A 19,198-nucleotide genomic window follows, 5' to 3' on the forward strand; every position below is an offset into this window, starting at 1 on the left:
ATAAAGTTTCACATTTACGGAAATTAAATTTCTTTAATTGGACTGATTACTTTCACATCAATCTTTGAAAGTATCAAATCTCCAATGACTACTGTGTTGACTTCCATACTATTAAGCTGCTCATTCATTTCAACAGGATCGAATGAATCAACTTCAGTTTCAAATTCTCCGCTATTGTGCGTTACGATTCTTAACTTCGGCACCAGCTGCACCTCCCTTCATTAATCGATCTGTGTAAGTGATATTACACTTCTCGAAAATTCCATTTGGTGAAGCCCCTAAAACATGATCATCTAATTTTAGAGTCACATTCATAATTACAGGCATTCTACCAATGAGCTTTTTAATTATCAAAATACGTAATTTTTGCATCAAAAAGATCCTCCTCCTCTACTTTGCATGAAGAACTGAGTTATCACATTTGCGTTGATTCTCCCTAAATCATCAGGAGTTATGGAAACAGTATGCCAGCCCCTGGTCACTTTTCCTTCACTGTCTTTTTCTAAATACGGAAGCAAATCAAGGTTTTCAATTTCAAGCGCACCCTCATCAACTACGTTTCCATCCACTTTGATTGAGATCCTTGTAGGTAAATCAGTATGTTTGTAAATCCCAAACTTTATAGCATGAATATGGTTAGGTAAGGTCGTAGTATGGGAATGATGTTGTAACGTTATAGAATGAGTATGGTTCTGAGTTGTAAAGGTGTGGACGTGATCAGTCAGTGTAAAAACGTGTACATGGGATCCACTCGAACTATAAGTATACAAATCTACGTTATTTGCAGGCATCACCACATTCACAGCTTGACCGGCACTATTCTTACTCTGAAACAATGCATTCGGTAATTCTTGAATTGGTCCTTCCAAGGAAAGAAACATACGATGACTATGATCCCCTCCTGCTGCTGTAGAGGTAGAAGTCCCTCCACCTGCGCTAGATGTGGAAGAAGTCCCTCCACCAGAACTAGAACTTACTGTTGTGCCGCCCCCGGCACTTGAGGTTACTGTGGTAGCTCCTCCTCCTTCAGTAGCTTGCTCGTATGCTCTGAAATAGTCTGTCTTATACGTGAGCAGCAGTTTATTGATTTTGACCATTTCTTCTGGTAGAAAGATCATTATCTCGGCAGGATTCTCACCGTCTGCATTGTCATTATAGGAATAGGCAAGGAGATTCGTCGCTCCCTGAGCATACACCTCATTAATTTTCTGTCTACGCTCCAAATCAGCCTGAGTGGTACTCAAATCCTCTGTTAAACTGCCAATCTCTAATTGAGTATTGCCAGGATCTCCTTTAATATCTGGCCGATGCTCTTTCATGATCAATAGGTCCACATTAGGATAGTCATCGAGTTCTAACCTGACCACATTACCCTCTTTCAGCTCATCGACCTTGGCACCGGTGATGGTTGAAACGTCTGCAGCTGATACTACCCAGGAAACAACAGGCTCTTTCCACTTCTTCAGCAGAGCTTCAGCACTCGCTTTTAATGTTGCTGCATCCTCAAACCGTTTATCTGCCCAGGTGGTTTCAATGATTCCATTTTCAGCGATCGCTGCAGCATCCTCGATGTAAGGAAACCCATTGTTTATCGACTCGATTGTCAGCTGGTTAACACCTTCACCATAACCCAAAGGATAGATCCGGTTGAACACACTCATCGGATTCTCTTCGATTTCAAAATCAATAAGGTTGTGACGTTCTTTAATCCTACACACAGGTTCCGTATTCGGCCGGACTAGATTAAGAGTCCATGGATAGGAAGTCGTGTCCCATGTCCATCTGTATTGCTCGTCAAATGGTTTGGTCACACTGAAAATTGCAGACAGTAAATTCTCATTCTCCCATAGGTAATGGAAGTATCGAATTATCTCAACGTTCCCCAGCTGCCAGTGCTTCTCTTTTTGCTGATCGATGAGGTACTGTAGTACTTCATTTGTCGGCAAGTTGGTCAGTTGATGATCTTTGAACAATGTACTGCCCAGGAGAGTCGCCAATACGTGTTCACACTCGAATGAAACAGTCAGTGTACTCTTAGAAGTCTTTTTAGGAATAATCCTGAACAGACCGATATATTTCTCTTCATCGTAAACCTCCACATATTTCAGCAGCTTAACCTTATCCACTTTTGGATTGTTGATTGGGAGTGAAAAGGAAGCTTTCCAAATCTGGTTATTGATTCTTGTGTACGATATCCCTTTAGCATTTTCAAGAATGGCTGTGACATTCCTTTGTAAATCTAATGCCTTAAGCAATAATTTCACCTCTTTCAAAACAAAAAGACCACCTCGATTGAGATGATCTTCTATTGCGCTCTTGTATCTGATTCTTCACTACCAAACAATTCTATAGCGTTTAAATCTATAATTTTTTTTCTTGGTCTTATCAGTTACCACTTCAGTTTTTTCAAACTTATTTATTTTATTGTAAACAATCAACAACCCGATACTGAGGAATAAATACTTATGGTCTACGTAAGTGAAACTAAACATAAGGCTGACCACTGAACTAATGATTAATGATAAGATGATAGTCTCAGAAAAGGTATTAGCCTTTTTCACAATGAAACGTAGATATTGAAAAACAAGAAGTGTTATTAAACTAAAGATAATTAACAATAAGAATACCCCGTTCTCGGATAAGATTTCCAAAAAGAAGTTATGAGGGTAGTCCGGATAATTTACTGCTGTCCCTTTACCTAAAAAAGGACTACTTTTAAATGCTTCAATTGCTTTTTCATAAGAATTAATTCGTATGCTTGTAGACATATCGTATTCCGTTCTGGCAAACCTTCTAAATAAAACGTCTAAAGATTCCTTCACAAATTGGATTCTCGTTAATAAAAATATCGCTATCGATGTCACAAACACTAATTTGATGTTAAATTTCTTTATAAGCAGAGGAGACATTAATGTGACAGTAATTAGAAATGCTATTACTGGTCCCTTAGAAGCTGCAATCCCCATTACACTAACACTTGGCAATGTAGTGAAAACAAATGTTACTAGCGATATTTTCTTAAAATAGAACATAAAAATCGAAATTAACAGAGTTGTGGCTCCAAGCATCGATAAAGGGATCGGGACTACAACTCCGAAAGCTTGATACCTAAAGCTTTCCATTCCGCTTAAGTAGAAATCGATTAATACTAAATAACCCGTTAAAGTAGAATTAATAAGCATATAAAAAATGATTTTATTTAAATCATTTTTATTTTTTATAAAAACTCTGGAAAAGAATATTAGTGAAACCCCTAGAAACAGGAATTCCATTGTTTTAAACAGACCTTCTAATTGCGCCGGACTGTAAATTGAACCGATAAGCAGAACCAACACCCAAAGGTAAAAAACTGAATCAACTTTTGAAAATGATATCCTTTCCTTCTTTACAAGCAGTTTAAATACAGCGAATGCATAAAGTAGAATGTAAATGATTAAGGTTAAGTCTATCGGTAGCGCACCTTTAATGATGTACCCCAGAGGAACTAAAGAAAGTAAGAATAGTGAAAAACTAAATTTCGTATGCAAGATAATCCAACCTTTTCTTTTTATTTCTTAATAAATCTTACCACAAAAACACTCTAGAACTTACTTAAATTTACTTTTTTATTAAACAATGACACTAACTAACGGTTGGTATTATACGTTATTAAATATTAATCCTTCCTTTTTTACTTATCCCTCTGAGAATTTTCACCATTAAATCTATATAGAGTTCAAATAACTGAACACGGAATCTCCCATCTGATTATATCCAGCGGTATTAGGATGAACCCCATCTGAAATATTAACCTTTGTATCAATGCTTGAATGGGTATTAATTAAATCATTGTTCGACTGATACGATTTAATCAGTTCACTCACCCAAATATGGTTATTATATTTATATCTCCATTGCGCTTGACCTACTCCATACGCGTTCCCGAACATATCTTGACTATCGTTTGGAGGAATGGTGATATTTAAAGCGACCTTAATATTAGGGTCATATGCTTTAATGCTATTGATTATATGATCGAAGTTGCCTTTGACTTCTGAAATTCTTGTTGTTAATGAACTGTCTGAGGTAGGACTGAAAGTGTCGTTTATCCCTAATTGAATGATAACCACCTTTACGCCGGAAAAACCTTGATTACTCATGTAATAACTGAAATCAAAATCAGTTGTGGAAGGATTATGAAATGGATTGACAACACCCTCGTAACTGTCACCTGTTCGATATTTACCAGCAGTCCACCCACCTCTACCTTCCCATAGGTTAGGTGCAGTCCCATGTGTGCCGATTAATTGTATATTACTACCTAACTTGCTGATTAATCTTTGAGTGATTAAACCTTCACCTATACCGTCACCATTTGTATCACTTCTGACTGTACTATCTCCCATAAGTAAGACTTTAATAGGGGTTGTCCGTGGATTACTGACAATAATACTTACCGTCTTTGAAGAAACTAACTTTGAACGTTCGTACACTTCAATGATTAAAGATTTCGTTCCTGTTGTCGTAGGAACACCTGTAAACCTGTCTTTGGTTTGTTTCCCGAAGCTACATTCAAAATTCACATTGTATGAGTCTTGCTTTTCTTTAAGGATATTTGAAATGCACACGTTAAACTCTTCGTTTACTGTTGCATACAACTTGCTTGGAAGGTTAATTATTACATCTTCAATTTCACCTTGAATAGAAGGCGGAAGGCTAGTTTTTTTGACAAAATAACCTGGTTCTTCAAAGCTAGTTGCTGATGTACCCTTCTCAACTTGAAAAATATCGGTTTCTTTCGTGGAAAAACTTCCGTATACTTCCCCTGCATTAGTAGTAAGTGTCTTATTTCCTGCGACACCACCCCCAAATATTCCCCTTTTATATAGTTGATCGGCACCATACAAAGCCACTTGACCATCATAATTGTATGCGTATGCAGTTAGCTCTTCCAAAGGAATCATGTGATAAACGGTGTAATCTGCATTTGTTTTTAAGGTGCCATCAGTAGAGCTGACATACTTTCCGCTTATGGCATATTTCTTTAAGGCGATGTTTTTGCCTAGTTCAAAGAACGTTGTTTTCGCTTCCGAAATGGATTCATCTTTTAAAGATTTTCCGTCAACGTCCGCCAAATACGTTCCCTCAATTGCCATTTTATAAGGCTCGTATGAAGCTGGTAATGTTCCTACTGAAACTATAAATGTATCTAAATTGGTAAAGTAGAAAGTTACTCTAACGAAATTAGCACCTTGAGGAACTACCAATTCGCTTATAGCTGTCCCTAAGTTCGCTCCACTAACGAAATTCTTATTCCCATCATAAAAAGCATACCTTGAAACATTTGCTGAAAATTTTAACGTATTACCAGCATCTACAGGAATATGCTCACTTGTATAGTAATTTGAATCAGCTACATAAGATCCGTTAGTTCCATCAATCCTGCCATTTAATGCTGCGCTTTTATCGAAAAGGTTTTTGCTTACGACCTTACTATAAGTAGACTTTTTTAACGTTAGCGAGTAGTTAGCTGGAACTGAATTGATCGGGGTATTTCCCGCCATCTGCTGAAGAAATTCGTCTGTCATGTAGGTTTGGTCGAATTTGCCTAAATTTTTATTTATATCCGCAACCGAGACATTCCCTTGCGACAGTTTCTCTGCCAAGAGTTCATCAGAAGTATCTAATCGATCCTTCAAAGTAGGGAATGAATTTCCTCCCGCATCCACCCTTGCTTGTGCTGCTTCGACTGAAGAATCTCCCTCAATTACAACCTGATTAAATTGTTCTTGGACACTATCAGCTTTTGTCTCTGCTGATTGGGAGGTAAATAATGCATTTTCTGATGTAATCTTAGCACTTATTGAATCTTGCTGTGCTTTGTCAGCTGCTTCAATGGCTTCATTGATTAATTTAACCCCCTCATATAAGGGGAATTTTATTCCTGTAGGTATTTTCTGTAGTGTCATACTCACCACCATCCTTTAAATATATTGATCTCGTACTCTTATAGATAAATTGAAATTAAGATTGCTTCCGGAAATGGCTATCTGGTTCAACCCAGGTAACAAATCAAAAAAGTCCCCAACAATAAACTCTTCTTTTCCATCTTTTAAGATAGTGAAGTCATTCCCTCTAATTTCAAAAACAGAGTTTGAAAAAGTTCCGAGTATTAAGGACTTACCATTTGCGCTTAAGGTTACGTTTTCTCCTGATCCGGATACCAATATAGTCGGACTCATTGCATATCCAGTGATGGTTGTTTCCACAGTTTGAGGGGACGTTATGAGTACATCATCCACAAAGACAGTATTGATGGAATAAACATCATCAAACGTAACTGTGGTACTATCCCAATGCACTTCATGGCTTTCTGTATCTGAGTATTTCAATGGGTCATTTGCTTTGAAGTTTAAGTTTATGACCCACTCCTCTTCGACTCTTTGAGGGACAACCGGACCATTAATCTTCGCCATGCAGTACTTGCCTGGATCATAGTCGGATTCAATCTTTATCAGCCGTGGTTTTCCATATGGGTCCAATAAAAAAGCAACGAAGTCATTAAGCTGCCGCTGCATATTCGTGTAATAGCGATTCATTATTTTTAAAGGGAAAGAAAATTGGCGACCTTTAACCTCTGTCCCGAAATCCCACTCGCCAACTTTTCCAGGAATAAATAATGTTTTCTCTTCAAAATCGGGAGTGGCAGGATCCTCATTGCCTGGCTCACAAAAGAATCCAAAGTCCTCAAATCGATACTTATCATCCATTGTGATCATGCCATAATCACCCCTTGCCCGCGTGCATTTATTTTGTTGTTCTTGTTGATTTTCTTGCTAATGCCGGGTGCCAGCTTCGTGTTGATCTCATCAGTGTCCAGATAAACGTGAACTTCAACCTGTCCCCCGGCTCCTCCCATTGTGGAAGCAATGCCCCTACCAATATCCCCGAGTGTTTCCTCATTGAGTGGAAGTGCCGCTTCCGGACCAGCGTCCCCTGCACCTTGCAGCTTGCCGCCATATTGCCCAAAGATAGTCGGCTGGGTGAAGATTGCTCCTTTAGCCCTCCAATCAATACCGATAGTTGGAACACTTATTCCTGGTGGCATTAAGTCAAATTTCCCTTTGATACTGAAGTGTGGAAGTTTCGGCTTTGGAATATTGAACTTCAATTTGTCTCCTAAACCTTTGAAAAAGCCGATTATTTCTTGAACATAACTGCTAATCTTATCTTTAGCGGACTCAATTGGAGAAATGATCTTGTTTTTCGTTTGTTCCATGACACTACTTGCTTTATCACGAAGATTATTAATTTTTTCAATAGCCCCATTCTTCAGCTCATTAAATTTCATCACTACTGCTAATGCCATTTCTACAGCTTTTTTCTGAATGGTGTCCCAGTTTTTATAAAGAAGAACACCTATGGCTATAACTGCAGCAATTGCTGAGATAATGGCAAGGATTGGCCATGTGGCTGCAGTTATACTGATCCCCATGGCTCCTGCCGCCACTGTGACTGCAGTCATAATTGGCGCCGCTATGGTTAGAACTGTAATCAATCCACCTATAGCTGCTGCCCCCGCTCCTATTGTTGCCGTGAGCTCTGGATTTTCATTTGCCAATTCAATAACTCTAGTTGTGAAATCAGCAACCTGAGTCACTAAAGGAGTTAATATAAGAGCTAAATCCGCTAAAGATTTCTCCATCTGTGCATTAGCTTCCGCATTTGCCTGTACTTCAGGATTCAACTCCTGATATTTGTTATAGACTTCGCTAAAGCCTTCTTGAGATAACGTTTTGAGAATGTAATTTGAACCTTCACCCATTGAAATCATTGTTGCTAAAGTGCTATTAAAATTATCTACGTTAACTCCACTTCGTTCTAATAACTCTGCAAAAGGACCAACGGCTTCCCCAGAAGCCAATGTCTCTTGTATCCCGTCAGCAATCCCTTCAGTCTTAAGCGTGTCACTGAACTTGATATAAGCACCATTCACAAGTTCGATGGCTTCAGCTAACTGATTATCACTGAATCCACTGGCGAGTAAATTCGCAAGTGTTTCTCCAGCTGCATCCGCTTCCCCGGTAACAGCCGTAATCTTAGAAAATGATTCTTCCACAATACCTAGGTCTCTTCCAGACAAGGAAGCATTCGTTCTAAGTCTCGCCAGTACTTCGTTGTATTCTTGCATGCTTTGAACTAAACCGCCAATAGCCGCCGCAGGAGCTGCACCTGCTAAAGCCTGCATTCCATCTCCGAGGCCTTTAACTGACTTTTTTGCCTTATCACTGCTTTTCTCTATTTGGTTAATTGAATTCTTGAATTTAGTTATAGAAGCCCTCGCTTCATTGAGTTTGGCTTCCATTTTAAAAACTTCAGTAGAGTTTTCTCCGTATGCCTTTTTAGTTTGGTCTAACTGCTTCTCAAGGTTCTGGACTGCCCGTTCAGTTAAAGCCATCTGATTCTTTAGCTGCCGTTGTGCTAAACCGACTTTATCAGCTTCTGAAGCACTCTCTCCAAGTTGAGCTTCCTGAAGTTTGAAGGAACTGATCAGCTTTTTGTTCTCAGCTTCCAGACGTTCACTCTCAGTCTTGAGTTCCTTTAGAGCATCCTCTGCATCTCGAGTCTCTTTGGCCTGATCCGATAGTCCATCATTTACACGTTCCATTGCCTTTTGAAGAGAAGTCTCCGCACGTTCCGCGTCAAGAAGCTTACTGTACATTTGTGTGAGCTGTCCGGTTGTGGTTTTGGTGTCTTTACTCATCGCTTCGTATTGAGCTCTCAGCATGCCTGTGCGCTTCTCAGCAGCCTGCATCTGAATCTCTAACTTCTTCTTTTCAGCAGCAAGCTTGTCTGTTGCTTTGGCATCCTTCCCCATTGCCGCAATATGATTCTTATACTCCTTGGCAGCCGTGTTCATAACAGCGTTGATTTCCTTCAGAGTATCTGCATATTGTACCTGGCCATCCATTTTAAAGTTAAGGACCACATTCTTTTCTTTGTTTGCCATGTTCTCACCTCACTTATAAGAAAGGAGTTTGATCTAATGTATATACCTGTGTGGACTTTTCTTCCACAAGAGCGTCCGGGTTATGGTACTTCAAGTGCATGATAAACTGCTTTAATAGATGATTAGGTGTAATGTTAAAAAAGTCATCCATGCTTAACCCCAGGAGAGTGTTCCCTACATAAAAATAAAAGTCCCAATCTAACTCTGTAGACTGAGACTCATCATCTTGCGCTTTGACTAATTTTTTTTTTCGGTTTTCAACTTATCCATATCAGCTTTTTGGAAATTTTGATCATTGAATAGATCAATCGCTACTTGGAAGATGCCAGGAAGGTCAGTAAGAGGAATTGCATTTTCAATTTCACTAAGTGTGCAATCTGTTCCTCCACTTCGAACCATAGCATAAATTAAAGAGTTCATTAATTTGATCTCTTTTTTCCCGAGTGTGAACTTGCCCTTATTCAGCATTTTGTGCATTTCCTTTTCAAATGTTCCATAGGAGCTGCCAAAGGCTTCTTCAACATATGGGAAAGACTTGAAAGTAAAGATCACCGGAATCGGAACCCCTTGTATCTGGATCATATTCCGGTTTATATCCACATTTACTAATTCGTTAAGCTTAGCCATTAAATGTTTCCTCCTAAACTATTAAGGGGTGGTAGGGAATAATGTTTCGATTTGTGACTCGTCTGCTACTACTTGGGCCATGAAGGCTGTAGCTGTAACTCCTGTGGCACTCTCGCGTGTTTCAGAGAATTTCACCTCGGTATTATTGTTAAAGAGTAAAGGAGTCGCATCGAATGTTACTGAGATGTCCTTTACTTCTTGCTCTTCTGTGGCCGTTCCAAAGGTTTCTTCAGAAGGGACCTTTTGCACCCGCGGATACCACCGGGCAACCCTCGAACCATCGTTTAATTTAGCCGTAAAGCCTAAAGCAAACATTGGATATTCTTTAACGTCTGCCTTACTGAAGGAGATTCCTTTGACAGGTGTTACACCATCAATTTTGTCCTGCACTTCCTGTGGCAAAGAAACGTGTGTCAGACTCAGTGTATACTTGGAATTCTTAGAGGCATTCACAAACAGTTTTCCCGATGCCCATTTAACAACAGTGGCTGCGTTCCCTGCGATTCCTAGCTCAGTAATGTTATCCAGCTGATAAATTTCTGAATCGTATGTCGGGATAGCATCTCGACTATCCTTACCGCCAGTCATGAATGCCAAATATAAAGATTCAATTGTCACTACATATAGCAATTCTTTTGCTTTTACCATGTATGATTCATCCTTCCATTCTTTCTAATATCTTCCCTGCCATTATGTCTGCGATTTTAGAGCCATCATCATCAAATGTGTTTTGAACAAAGTGCCTGCCTTTGATTTTCCCTCTGCCACTTGCTTTTTTATGGCCGTGTTCTACTAGATGCCAATAGAATGCCCAATCCTCGAATTCCACACTGACATAATCATCATGTACGACCACCTTCAGGGCATCTCTCAAATGATTCCCTCGGTGATCAGACTTAGGAATTCGCGGTCTAAGTTTCCTTACAAAGTAATTCGCAGCCTCTTCCAGAACTTCTAGTTCCACAGCCTTGTTCACTTTAATCAATGTATTGATTTCTCTGAGAGCATCTACAAATCCATTGTTATTAGTACTCATTAATTAATACACCTCACATTTGTGATGAACTGTGTTATGGTGGCATCGTTCTCGTCATAAGGAAACCCTTCAAATTGGCTATAAGGTACACCATGAGCATTGAACACATCCTTTAATGGTTCATAGTCTGCCTCTGTTCCATTCGTGACCACAGCTATTTGATAAAGAGGTAATGACTTGAGCACTTTTGAAGACGCTCGTTTATGCGACTCATTCACAAATTCATATTCGATATAAGGATAGGTTTCTGTTGTCGGAGCACTGTCCCGGTACACGGGGATGCCAGACTCTTTCATGAATGTCCTCAATTGCTGAAAGTTAATCTGCATAAGACAAGCTCAACTCCATTATTCGTTCATCTTCACGCACATATATTCTTTCGATATCGTAGACCCGTTCATTGATTTTAACCCGGTATTCCTTTTGGTTATTCTCAACTTCCCGATCAAGACGAGTTTCGATTTTCTTCATAATCTCCTGGGCATCTTTGAATGTGAATTTATCCGCTGCCGTTACTCCGATGTTGTCATATTTCAAGTCACGCTCTTTCGAATAACCTATGACAACCCGATCGGTATCAGGGTCCAAAGTTTCACCCAGTTTCATTAACTCTGCATTCCACCTCAGATTATTCGTTTGTCGTTTCGGCATCTGAATATACCTCCTGGACAAAGAATGGTGTCAGGGCATCTAGGGCTTCACCAAGTTCTTTCTCGGCCACACGGTACTCGTAGAATATTCCTGCACACATGATGACAAGATACTCAACTTCTTTCCCGGTAGCTTTCTGAACATAGTTCTTACCTTGAGTAATATAAAAAGGGAGCATGGAATTATCCATGCCCTCTTCCCAATGAATATGACTTTTTAACTTTGCAAGATATTCTTCTTCAGTCATAAATGAACCCTCCTATTAAGGGGTTTCTACAGCTCCTACTTCGTATCGGTACACGGCAGGCTCGAATGGAGAGTACACCAGTTGACCATCAAGGATGTTATAAATTTGGAATCCAACTTTGTTTGTACCAGAGAACTTCTCAACAAGCTTTTGAAGTTCCATTGCACCGATGACATCTTGAATGTGGAATGCTTTGAAGTCACCGAAGTAGAATACTGGTTTAGTTGGATCCGATCCATCTGCAGCATCCGTGAAGTCCAACTTGTGGCCAAGCAATTTATAACCTACACCATCAGCCGCTTGATGAAGTAATGGACGTCCAGTAGTGTCTGTCATATCTTCAAGGATAGTCAGGGCTGAACGGTTGACAATCCACATGGATTTCTTAAGGACTTCAGTGACCGGCTGACCTTTAAGCTTGACCAATTGAGAATAGAGCTTTTGAGAGTAACCAGCTGCAGTGATATCAACCGCAGAAGACTCATAGTAAGCAACTGCCTTTTTAGCCAGAGCACCTGGGTTTTCGTTGCCAACATCATCACCTTTAAACATATATGATGTTTCTTTACGAACATAAGCTTTCTTCAGTTCTTCGATTACAATCTGCTCGATCGGAGCACCGGACATTTTTAGCAACTTTTTCGTAACAGTTGCCAGTGCATCGAATTCAGCTGGATCAAGAAGAATTTCATCAAATTCGATATCTGTTTCTAAAATATCAGTGGAACGCTCAGTCTTATTAACATTAGCATCTGCTTTCTTAACCAGGACAGGGTACTTTACATCACCTTTAGTTTTGTGACGGGAACCATATTTACGCAGCAAGTTCTCTTCTTGAGCATAAGTAATGATTTCAGAAGCAATGACTTCAGGGATAGTAACGGATCCATTACCCACTTCCACACCAAGAGAACGAGCTTCCGCTTCAGTAATCTTTCCAACTACAAAGTTAGCAAACGCAGCGCGTAGCTCTTTTTCTTTCGTCTTTGTAGTCTTGTGGCCGCGAGTGGAAAGGCTGGCACCGATCTTCTTCATGATACCGTCACGTTGTTCAGCAGGGATGCCGGAACGTTGCTCACCTTCGCCTGTTCCTTGATCGCGCTCCTCGTCATCGTCTTCAGAACTGGATTCCCCGCCTTCTTCACCTTCACCTGATTCATCACCGGAACGACCTTCTTCAGAGCCTTCAGCAGACCCTGTGTCCTCTCCTTCGCCATCTCCACCCTCGATGTTTGCTAGGGCATCTGCAATAGCTTGAGCCTCATCAGCAAGCTCCTGCACCTCTGTCTGTACAGATTCAAGATCTTCAGCACGAACTTCATTCTTTTCAAGTCGGCCTCGAAATTCCGTTAAGCGAGCCTTATTTCTTTTTTGAATAGCAAGCAATTGTTTTTTATTCATTCTCCAAAACTCCCTTTATTTGATTTAAGATTTTTATTCTTTTCTCTACCTGTTCATCTATTTCTTTACTTCTCAAAGACACCTCAGTGTCCTCGTATGCGGGTATTGACACCACCGATATCTCGTAGAGTTCAACCTCATTCAAGGTCCGGACGGCAGGCTCTACTGAGTAATCCCATGCTTCACCGGTTGCCCAAAATCCAAATGAACATTGATTGATATCGCCACGTTTCATAGACTCAGCTAAGTCACGAGCAAGCGATGTGTTCGGCAGCTCCACCTCAAACTTAAGACCACGGGTGTCTTCCTCTACCTTCAAGGTCCCGTTTTTAGTCCGCCCCAACACATGATCCCAGTTATGATTAAATAAGGCCCTTATGTCTCCATTTTCAGAAATTGTTCGGGCAAAGGCACCAGGTGTAATTACTTCTTCAAAAAAGTCTCCGATCGATGTCTTCGAATTAAAAACTGCAGCATACCCACTTATGACCACAGGTTCATTGCCGGTGCCGTCCCGGGTCTGAAGGTTGGTGATGTCAACGATCCGCGTTTCCTTCTTCTTTGTCACTTTCATCACCTCCCTTCAGTGAATCATCAGTAGCTTTCTTCTCGCCGATTTTCGATAAGTCGTTAGAGATATAGACAGCCTGCGTCTCAGGTGTGTTTTGCTTAGGGAACCCAAGCATGTCAGCAACGTTGTCCGGTGCCGTGATCCCAGTCCGAACAATGTTATAACCGATATTTGTTTTGGTGCTGTAAGGAACAAAGTCCAGGATATTAATCTTGAACTTGATACGGTTGTCTGAATCGCGACCAAAAAAAAGAAGACTCAAATGGTCTTCGAAGTTTTTCATTATTGGACGAACCGCTTTGTTATGAAGGTACATCATTGCTTTTTCAAGATCAGATTTTGTCAATGCCGTGTAAGTGTCCACATTTATCCCTAAGAACTTGCCCAAGTCTTTCTTGTATACATTCAAGTACGCTAAAATCTTCTCATCCTCAATAGGACTTTTCATACTTTCAATTGAATACCCCTTACCAAGAGGGATCATTTTCACTGATCGAGATTCATCTATCGCTTCCAGCTGATCGAGGATTGCTTTAATCAATTTAGATTGTGCAGCATTCTGTGGGTTGATGTGAGCATCTAACTTCAAAAGGAAAGCCAGTAGCCCACCTTTAGAGTATTTGTCTGTCAGGACCTTCTCAGCACTCATGACACCCTCTAAAGTGTTCTTGCCTAAATGGAGCAATCCCACACCCTGCAAATGGCTAGTGCCTATGTTCTTGACATGCCGGATCATGAAGGAAGGAATCTCTTCCCCGCCAATTTTGAAATGCTCTATCAGATGTTCATCGATCTCTGTATAAACATTTGATGCTAAGTGTAGCCGGTTGCCGTCAAGCACCGGGAAGACTTCACCTTGAAGAAGATAAGTATTAGTCATCAGTTTTATGAATTCTGAGCCGGTTAAATAATTATTTGGATTCTTCAAGGATTTAAGGACTGAATGGTTTTTTATTTCATTCCCATCCCTATCCTCCACTACAATCTCAGCCAGCATCATCTGATTGCTAATATCCTGCAAGAGCTCATACACATCACTGGATTCAAGGATATTGTCATCATTGACGTACCTGCCTCCATATCGGATTGTATTGGAATAAATGTCTTCGAACCAGCCGCGCTTCTCTAATTGATTGTAAAGATAATTTGTGAATCGATCTCTTAATCCCAATGTCTCACCTCCTTCAACTTTTTAAATTTCCAAAAAATTTTATTACACTTCATTTCCAGATTTGTTAAAATCAATTTGGAAGGAGGTGTAAAAATATGGATAGATTTGAACAACATCAAGAAAACATTAAAGATTTCGCTACTATTGCCATGTTTAATTGCCAACGGATGTATCGATTGTTATCTGATGAATCGGACCGAGAACAGATAAATGAACACGCTCTTTATGGTTATCATTCAATGGCTTTTTCTGCATTCATGACAATGAAGTCTTACTACTTACAAAACGATGAGTTATCACATTGGGAGTTTGATAGCTTCATTGAAAAGTTTGAACAATTTAGTAGAGAATTTGTATCTAGCAGGGAAATAAACCACAGTATGCAGTGGACGTTTGGGTACTACAGTGAATTAGTAGAAGCTTATAATGATTTAGCTAATCTTTTAAAACTTAAGGCTGTAGAAGTCCCTGAATAAAACACACATCAAAACATGGAGTTAGCTTTGTTTCCTCCATGTTTTTTTATCTATAAATTTCACTAATCAATTCATCCATTCCATCCTGATCAATATCATCCATCAGCATCATCGTCTCTTTGTGAGCAACTAAAAAAGCCACAAATCCATCAATTTTCTTTTTGGACTGTCGCTTTGAGGGACCCTTCATTCCATTTATGTTTGTCACTACTACCAGATTAAGAGCACAGTAGATAAACAATGGATTGTCGGTCATTATTCTCTTTTCATAAATCAATCTTTCTGCATCATCAATCATAGCATTCATGACATTCGGATATTGATTGACCACAATACATTCAAGTCCCAAGTTCTCACACTTCTCAATAAGCTTCTGAGACATGGCCGGGTCATAATTTAACTGCTGCACATCGTACAGATCCATGCATTCAGAAATATAATCCATGACTTGGTCCTGATCTATCATCTTCCCATCACAGAATTGAACAAATCCACGCTCAACCAAATCGGTATATGGCACATTGTCTTCCTTCTCCCTGGATTCGATATCTGCATTAGGGATGAAGTACATTTGTTTGACCTTAAGAATGGACCGTCCTTCCTCATCGTGTGTAGGGAAATTCAAATTCACACAGGTTAAGTCGGTGGTCTTGGATAAGTCCAGTCCGAGATAACACGTTTCCCCCTGCAGGTCCCCCAGGTCATCCACAAGGATATGTTCCACCTGGTCCTGCTCAAAAAAATTGTCTGCACCGTTGACGAATACATTCAAGTGCTTAGAAAGGAATTCCGCTTTCTTGTGGGCCGACCGGTTAGCCGTAATGAATTCCGATTCAAGTGCGCTCATTGTTACCGAGATACTTATATTCGGGTTGACCATCGCCCATACTTTCCTGTCTGTCCACTCATATCCTTTGTTAGGCTCATAAACCATGACGAAGTTTGAATCGTTATCGTCATTCTTCAGGACTTCCTTAGCCTCCCGGTAGACACGCATACCCACACTTGATGAACCTTTACCAGCTGTACTGATATTGAACATGATCGGCTCGTCCCGGGCAACCTGGGCTGACTTGAAGTTGTCGTATTGATCCATGTTCTCCTGTTTGTGCAACTCGTCATTGAGTACAAAATGTGGATTGGAACCTTCAATGGAGTCAATATTCTTACTCATTACGATGAATTGGTTAGAATATGCCAGACCATCGTGAATGTAGTCATAGGTCACGGATGAAACGGTACCTTTTGGACCCTTGTATATGTGGGAAGCGTTCATCAATGCATCGTGGTTCATGATCGTGGCAGCAAATGGCTTTGCAGCATATTGCGCCTGGTTAAAATCACTTGCACAACAGTAGCAATCCGCACTGAGTACTCCTTCACCGAACATTGAATAGCCCAGGGCACCTACCGCAATCAACGTTTTACCGTTTTTCTTTGGCACCTGGATATAACATTCCCGGGTCACCCGGACCACTTTTCCTTTCTCGTTCTTATGAACCCAGCCATATATCCACGAATAAGCGAATTTCTCCCATTCTTCCAAAATAAAAGGCTGGCCGGCAAGATCACCTTTTGTGTGCCGGACGAATGTTTCTACCCAGTCCATCATTTCATTGGCACGGTCCACATCAAACCAAAGGTCTTTCCGCTTCTTCCACCTGAAATAACGATCCACCATCTGCTTAATTGTGTCAGGATATTTCTTTGGGCTCTTCCTTACTTTCCTTGCAAATATTTCTGCATAATTTATCCCGCGTTCAATCATTTTGAATTCCGCCACTTTTTCCTATGAGCCGACAGTTCATCCTCCACCGGCTCCGGCTTTTTCATTTCTTCATCTTTTCTGACTGATGATCCTCCGGTTACAATCTTACCTGGCTTCGACTTATTGGTGAGCCCCAGTAAATCCAGTGCTTTCGTCTTCTTGTCGGCCCATGTTTCGACCTGCTGCGCAAGAGGATGTTTGGAGTTATTGGTGGCCCCGGCTTTGTTGGTGTGACGTTGGGTGGCCGGGAAGCCCTTCTCCTTCCACTGGATGTACATGGTCATATACACCTCAAAGATATCCAAGTAAGATTCAATCAACGGATCGAGTGTAAGGGTGTAAATTTCAGCGTCTCTCATGATTTTCAGAATCCTTTGTTTCTCCGACTCCGTTTTTTCAGCAACCATTTTTTCACGCTGTTTTCTTGTAGACATTATTTACACCCCCCTTTATATTTTCAAAATATTGTCTAACGATAGAAACGACTCCCTTGCTACCTATCTTCCCTAAAGGAGAAAAATCCAGATTGGGTAGGGGGGGATTATCCAAAATAACTCGGAAATATTTTTCCTTTGTCATCTTTGTTCTCTTCTTCGGTGTGACACTTCGGACATAATAATTTCAAATTGTTTTCATCAAGCTTTAATGTTGGATCGTCTTTGATTGGTATCTCATGATGAACATGAGCTTGCCTGCCGAATATGAACCGTCCACACTTTTGACAACAGCCTCGTTCTCTTTGATAAACAAGTGACCTCATGTTTTTCCAAGGCTTCGAATTATAGAACTGCTTGTTATCATGGTGGTATATGTCCCTCTTCTTACGTTTCCTAAGGACCGATTTACTGGACCTTTTGTGGTCTTCACAGTAATAACCGCGGTCTAATTTATTTCCGCAGCCATTGAAATCACAGTACTTCATTACTCATCAGCTGCAGTTAATGTTTCGAGGATGTGAGCACGAATAGTTTCCTCTTTCTTCATGTTGCCAGGTACCTCGATGTCATTCTGCTTGGCAAAGTCTTTTAGCTGATCTGCATTCATTGAGTCCAAGTCAACCTCAGTTTTGTTATCTTCCTGCATTTCTTTCTTCTCCGACAGCATGCTCTTAGGCTCCTTTGTTACTTCAAAGCCTGGCTTCTTGCCTGCAGGTACAAAACGGATCTTCTTTGCCTCAGTGTCCCAATACTCAGTGCCCTGTGCCGTCTTTCTCATTTCAATATTCATTTCCTTCAGCTCCTTTATTAAATGGATATAGCCTCCAATAAAAAAAGCATCTCACCTAGAGATACTTAAAAATGAATTTTGCTAATTACTTTATCGAAAAAGTATATGATTATTAATAAAACAATAGGATAAATAGCTAGAACAGATTTTATTAAGCCTTCTTTAATTCGATAAACCCAAACCTCCTTTTTGAATTTTTTTCTATTATCCTCAGTTGATACATAATAATCGATGTTTAAATGATTCTCTTTCCCAATAATCAGCCTTTCATACTCTCTTTGAAACTCTTTCAACTTTTCTGCATCTAATTGTTCATCGCTGGACTCAAATCGATCAAACTTATTATTAAGAACATCTAAGTGTTGATAGTTAGTTTCAAAATCACCTGCCCGTTCTTTGTAATTCCTTAAATTTAAAAACATTGTAAAGTATGTCAAGGACAATGAAAGGACAAGAAGTATCTTAGTTGCAAAAACTCCTTCTTCGCCCGATTGGTTTAAGAACCATACTGATAGAATTAATATAATTAATGAGTAAAAATGTATTATCTTTTCAAAGTAACTGTGATTCTTCCTCAATCTTTTTGATGCTTCTATTCTCGATTGTCTGGTTGTTTTCATTCTCCTTTTTAAAGCTTTAAATTCTTTTTCGGTTTTATTTAACTCGACTTCTTCATTCATTTCATTCTCTCCTTTCGCCTACTTAATTCGACAAAAGAAGATTTTTTCCTTTATCTTCTCCTTACAGCTCCTCCCACTCTTTTGTAAGTATCCCTGTTCATCCCCATGATCTCTTCCCAGTCAACATCCTCATGATGAATTTTTTTCTTTTGCTCTGGCTCTTTTTTCTTATTGTAATTTAGCTTCTCAAGTTGAACTTCGCTCAGATGATCTACTATCCTCATTTCAATCACCCTCAAATCCTTCTCAGATTTGCCCAGTTTCGTTTTTATCTACTGAGGTAACACTATGGACCTAAGACATCAAAAAAGACTCCCTTCGTCTGAAAGGAGCCCTCTTTGATATATTTCGTTA

At 40.0% G+C, this 19,198-nt stretch carries 24 protein-coding genes; 1 reads left to right on the forward strand and 23 read right to left on the reverse strand.

What is annotated here, in order from left to right:
* Positions 1-23 precede the first annotated feature (23 nt).
* The 17 genes from AAEM60_RS16210 to AAEM60_RS16290 form a co-directional block, all read right to left on the reverse strand.
* Complete coding sequence (locus AAEM60_RS16210; RefSeq protein ID WP_341356636.1) at positions 24-203, reverse strand: hypothetical protein; 180 nt, start codon at positions 201-203, stop codon at positions 24-26.
* A complete protein-coding gene (locus AAEM60_RS16215; RefSeq protein WP_341356637.1) occupies positions 172-372 on the reverse strand; it encodes a hypothetical protein in 201 nt (66 codons plus the stop codon). Before AAEM60_RS16215 ends, AAEM60_RS16210 begins: the two co-directional genes overlap by 32 nt.
* Positions 372-2,264, reverse strand: a complete 1,893-nt coding sequence (locus tag AAEM60_RS16220; protein ID WP_341358009.1) for a phage tail spike protein — start codon at positions 2,262-2,264, stop codon at positions 372-374. The genes AAEM60_RS16215 and AAEM60_RS16220 overlap by 1 nt, the downstream gene beginning before the upstream one ends.
* 69 nt (positions 2,265-2,333) lie before the next feature.
* Positions 2,334-3,527 carry an O-antigen ligase family protein gene (locus AAEM60_RS16225; protein WP_341356638.1) on the reverse strand — a complete coding sequence of 398 codons (1,194 nt, stop codon included), beginning with the start codon at positions 3,525-3,527 and terminating at the stop codon, positions 2,334-2,336.
* Positions 3,528-3,704: 177 nt separating this feature from the next.
* On the reverse strand, positions 3,705-5,948 hold the full coding sequence (locus AAEM60_RS16230) for a GDSL-type esterase/lipase family protein (RefSeq protein WP_341356639.1): 2,244 nt from the start codon (positions 5,946-5,948) through the stop codon (positions 3,705-3,707).
* 15 nt (positions 5,949-5,963) lie between these two features.
* Entirely contained in the window at positions 5,964-6,758 is a 795-nt protein-coding gene (locus tag AAEM60_RS16235; protein WP_341356640.1) for a hypothetical protein, read from the reverse strand.
* Positions 6,755-8,989 carry a hypothetical protein gene (locus AAEM60_RS16240; RefSeq protein ID WP_341356641.1) on the reverse strand — a complete coding sequence of 745 codons (2,235 nt, stop codon included), beginning with the start codon at positions 8,987-8,989 and terminating at the stop codon, positions 6,755-6,757. Before AAEM60_RS16240 ends, AAEM60_RS16235 begins: the two co-directional genes overlap by 4 nt.
* 13 nt (positions 8,990-9,002) lie before the next feature.
* The gene (locus tag AAEM60_RS16245; protein ID WP_341356642.1) at positions 9,003-9,140 is read right to left on the reverse strand and encodes a hypothetical protein; all 138 of its coding nucleotides are present in this window, start codon (positions 9,138-9,140) and stop codon (positions 9,003-9,005) included.
* 86 nt (positions 9,141-9,226) lie between these two features.
* A complete protein-coding gene (locus AAEM60_RS16250) occupies positions 9,227-9,616 on the reverse strand; it encodes a hypothetical protein (protein ID WP_341356643.1) in 390 nt (129 codons plus the stop codon).
* 21 nt (positions 9,617-9,637) lie between these two features.
* Positions 9,638-10,264, reverse strand: a complete 627-nt coding sequence (locus AAEM60_RS16255) for a major tail protein (protein WP_341356644.1) — start codon at positions 10,262-10,264, stop codon at positions 9,638-9,640.
* Positions 10,265-10,271: 7 nt separating this feature from the next.
* Positions 10,272-10,652: an HK97 gp10 family phage protein gene (locus AAEM60_RS16260; protein WP_341356645.1), complete on the reverse strand. Its 381-nt coding sequence runs from the start codon at positions 10,650-10,652 to the stop codon at positions 10,272-10,274.
* Positions 10,652-10,981 carry a hypothetical protein gene (locus tag AAEM60_RS16265; RefSeq protein WP_341356646.1) on the reverse strand — a complete coding sequence of 110 codons (330 nt, stop codon included), beginning with the start codon at positions 10,979-10,981 and terminating at the stop codon, positions 10,652-10,654. Before AAEM60_RS16265 ends, AAEM60_RS16260 begins: the two co-directional genes overlap by 1 nt.
* On the reverse strand, positions 10,971-11,303 hold the full coding sequence (locus AAEM60_RS16270) for a hypothetical protein (RefSeq protein ID WP_341356647.1): 333 nt from the start codon (positions 11,301-11,303) through the stop codon (positions 10,971-10,973). Before AAEM60_RS16270 ends, AAEM60_RS16265 begins: the two co-directional genes overlap by 11 nt.
* Positions 11,281-11,550 carry a head-tail connector protein gene (locus tag AAEM60_RS16275; RefSeq protein WP_341356648.1) on the reverse strand — a complete coding sequence of 90 codons (270 nt, stop codon included), beginning with the start codon at positions 11,548-11,550 and terminating at the stop codon, positions 11,281-11,283. The genes AAEM60_RS16270 and AAEM60_RS16275 overlap by 23 nt, the downstream gene beginning before the upstream one ends.
* A 15-nt stretch (positions 11,551-11,565) precedes the next feature.
* Positions 11,566-12,951, reverse strand: coding sequence for a phage major capsid protein (locus AAEM60_RS16280; protein WP_341356649.1), 1,386 nt, complete (start codon positions 12,949-12,951; stop codon positions 11,566-11,568).
* On the reverse strand, positions 12,944-13,519 hold the full coding sequence (locus AAEM60_RS16285; protein ID WP_341356650.1) for an HK97 family phage prohead protease: 576 nt from the start codon (positions 13,517-13,519) through the stop codon (positions 12,944-12,946). Before AAEM60_RS16285 ends, AAEM60_RS16280 begins: the two co-directional genes overlap by 8 nt.
* Positions 13,488-14,693 (reverse strand): phage portal protein, encoded by a 1,206-nt coding sequence (locus AAEM60_RS16290; RefSeq protein ID WP_341356651.1) that lies wholly within the window; start codon positions 14,691-14,693, stop codon positions 13,488-13,490. The genes AAEM60_RS16285 and AAEM60_RS16290 overlap by 32 nt, the downstream gene beginning before the upstream one ends.
* A 95-nt stretch (positions 14,694-14,788) precedes the next feature.
* On the opposite strand from AAEM60_RS16290, the gene AAEM60_RS16295 reads away from it, so the two are divergent.
* Positions 14,789-15,169, forward strand: coding sequence for a hypothetical protein (locus AAEM60_RS16295; protein WP_341356652.1), 381 nt, complete (start codon positions 14,789-14,791; stop codon positions 15,167-15,169).
* Positions 15,170-15,215: 46 nt separating this feature from the next.
* Here the strand turns inward: AAEM60_RS16295 and AAEM60_RS16300 are convergent, their stop codons facing one another.
* From AAEM60_RS16300 to AAEM60_RS16325, 6 genes are all read right to left on the reverse strand, one after another.
* The gene (locus AAEM60_RS16300; RefSeq protein ID WP_341356653.1) at positions 15,216-16,937 is read right to left on the reverse strand and encodes a terminase TerL endonuclease subunit; all 1,722 of its coding nucleotides are present in this window, start codon (positions 16,935-16,937) and stop codon (positions 15,216-15,218) included.
* Positions 16,934-17,371: a P27 family phage terminase small subunit gene (locus tag AAEM60_RS16305; protein ID WP_138777784.1), complete on the reverse strand. Its 438-nt coding sequence runs from the start codon at positions 17,369-17,371 to the stop codon at positions 16,934-16,936. Before AAEM60_RS16305 ends, AAEM60_RS16300 begins: the two co-directional genes overlap by 4 nt.
* 107 nt (positions 17,372-17,478) lie before the next feature.
* Positions 17,479-17,859 carry an HNH endonuclease gene (locus tag AAEM60_RS16310; RefSeq protein WP_341356654.1) on the reverse strand — a complete coding sequence of 127 codons (381 nt, stop codon included), beginning with the start codon at positions 17,857-17,859 and terminating at the stop codon, positions 17,479-17,481.
* Entirely contained in the window at positions 17,859-18,164 is a 306-nt protein-coding gene (locus AAEM60_RS16315; protein ID WP_341356655.1) for a hypothetical protein, read from the reverse strand. Before AAEM60_RS16315 ends, AAEM60_RS16310 begins: the two co-directional genes overlap by 1 nt.
* Before the next feature lie 65 nt (positions 18,165-18,229).
* On the reverse strand, positions 18,230-18,844 hold the full coding sequence (locus tag AAEM60_RS16320; RefSeq protein ID WP_341356656.1) for an SLATT domain-containing protein: 615 nt from the start codon (positions 18,842-18,844) through the stop codon (positions 18,230-18,232).
* Between the two features lie 50 nt (positions 18,845-18,894).
* On the reverse strand, positions 18,895-19,068 hold the full coding sequence (locus AAEM60_RS16325) for a hypothetical protein (protein WP_341356657.1): 174 nt from the start codon (positions 19,066-19,068) through the stop codon (positions 18,895-18,897).
* Between the last annotated feature and the right edge of the window lie 130 nt (positions 19,069-19,198).

Origin of the sequence: Rossellomorea sp. y25, from assembly GCF_038049935.1 — a bacterium.
Taxonomy (GTDB): domain Bacteria; phylum Bacillota; class Bacilli; order Bacillales; family Bacillaceae_B; genus Rossellomorea.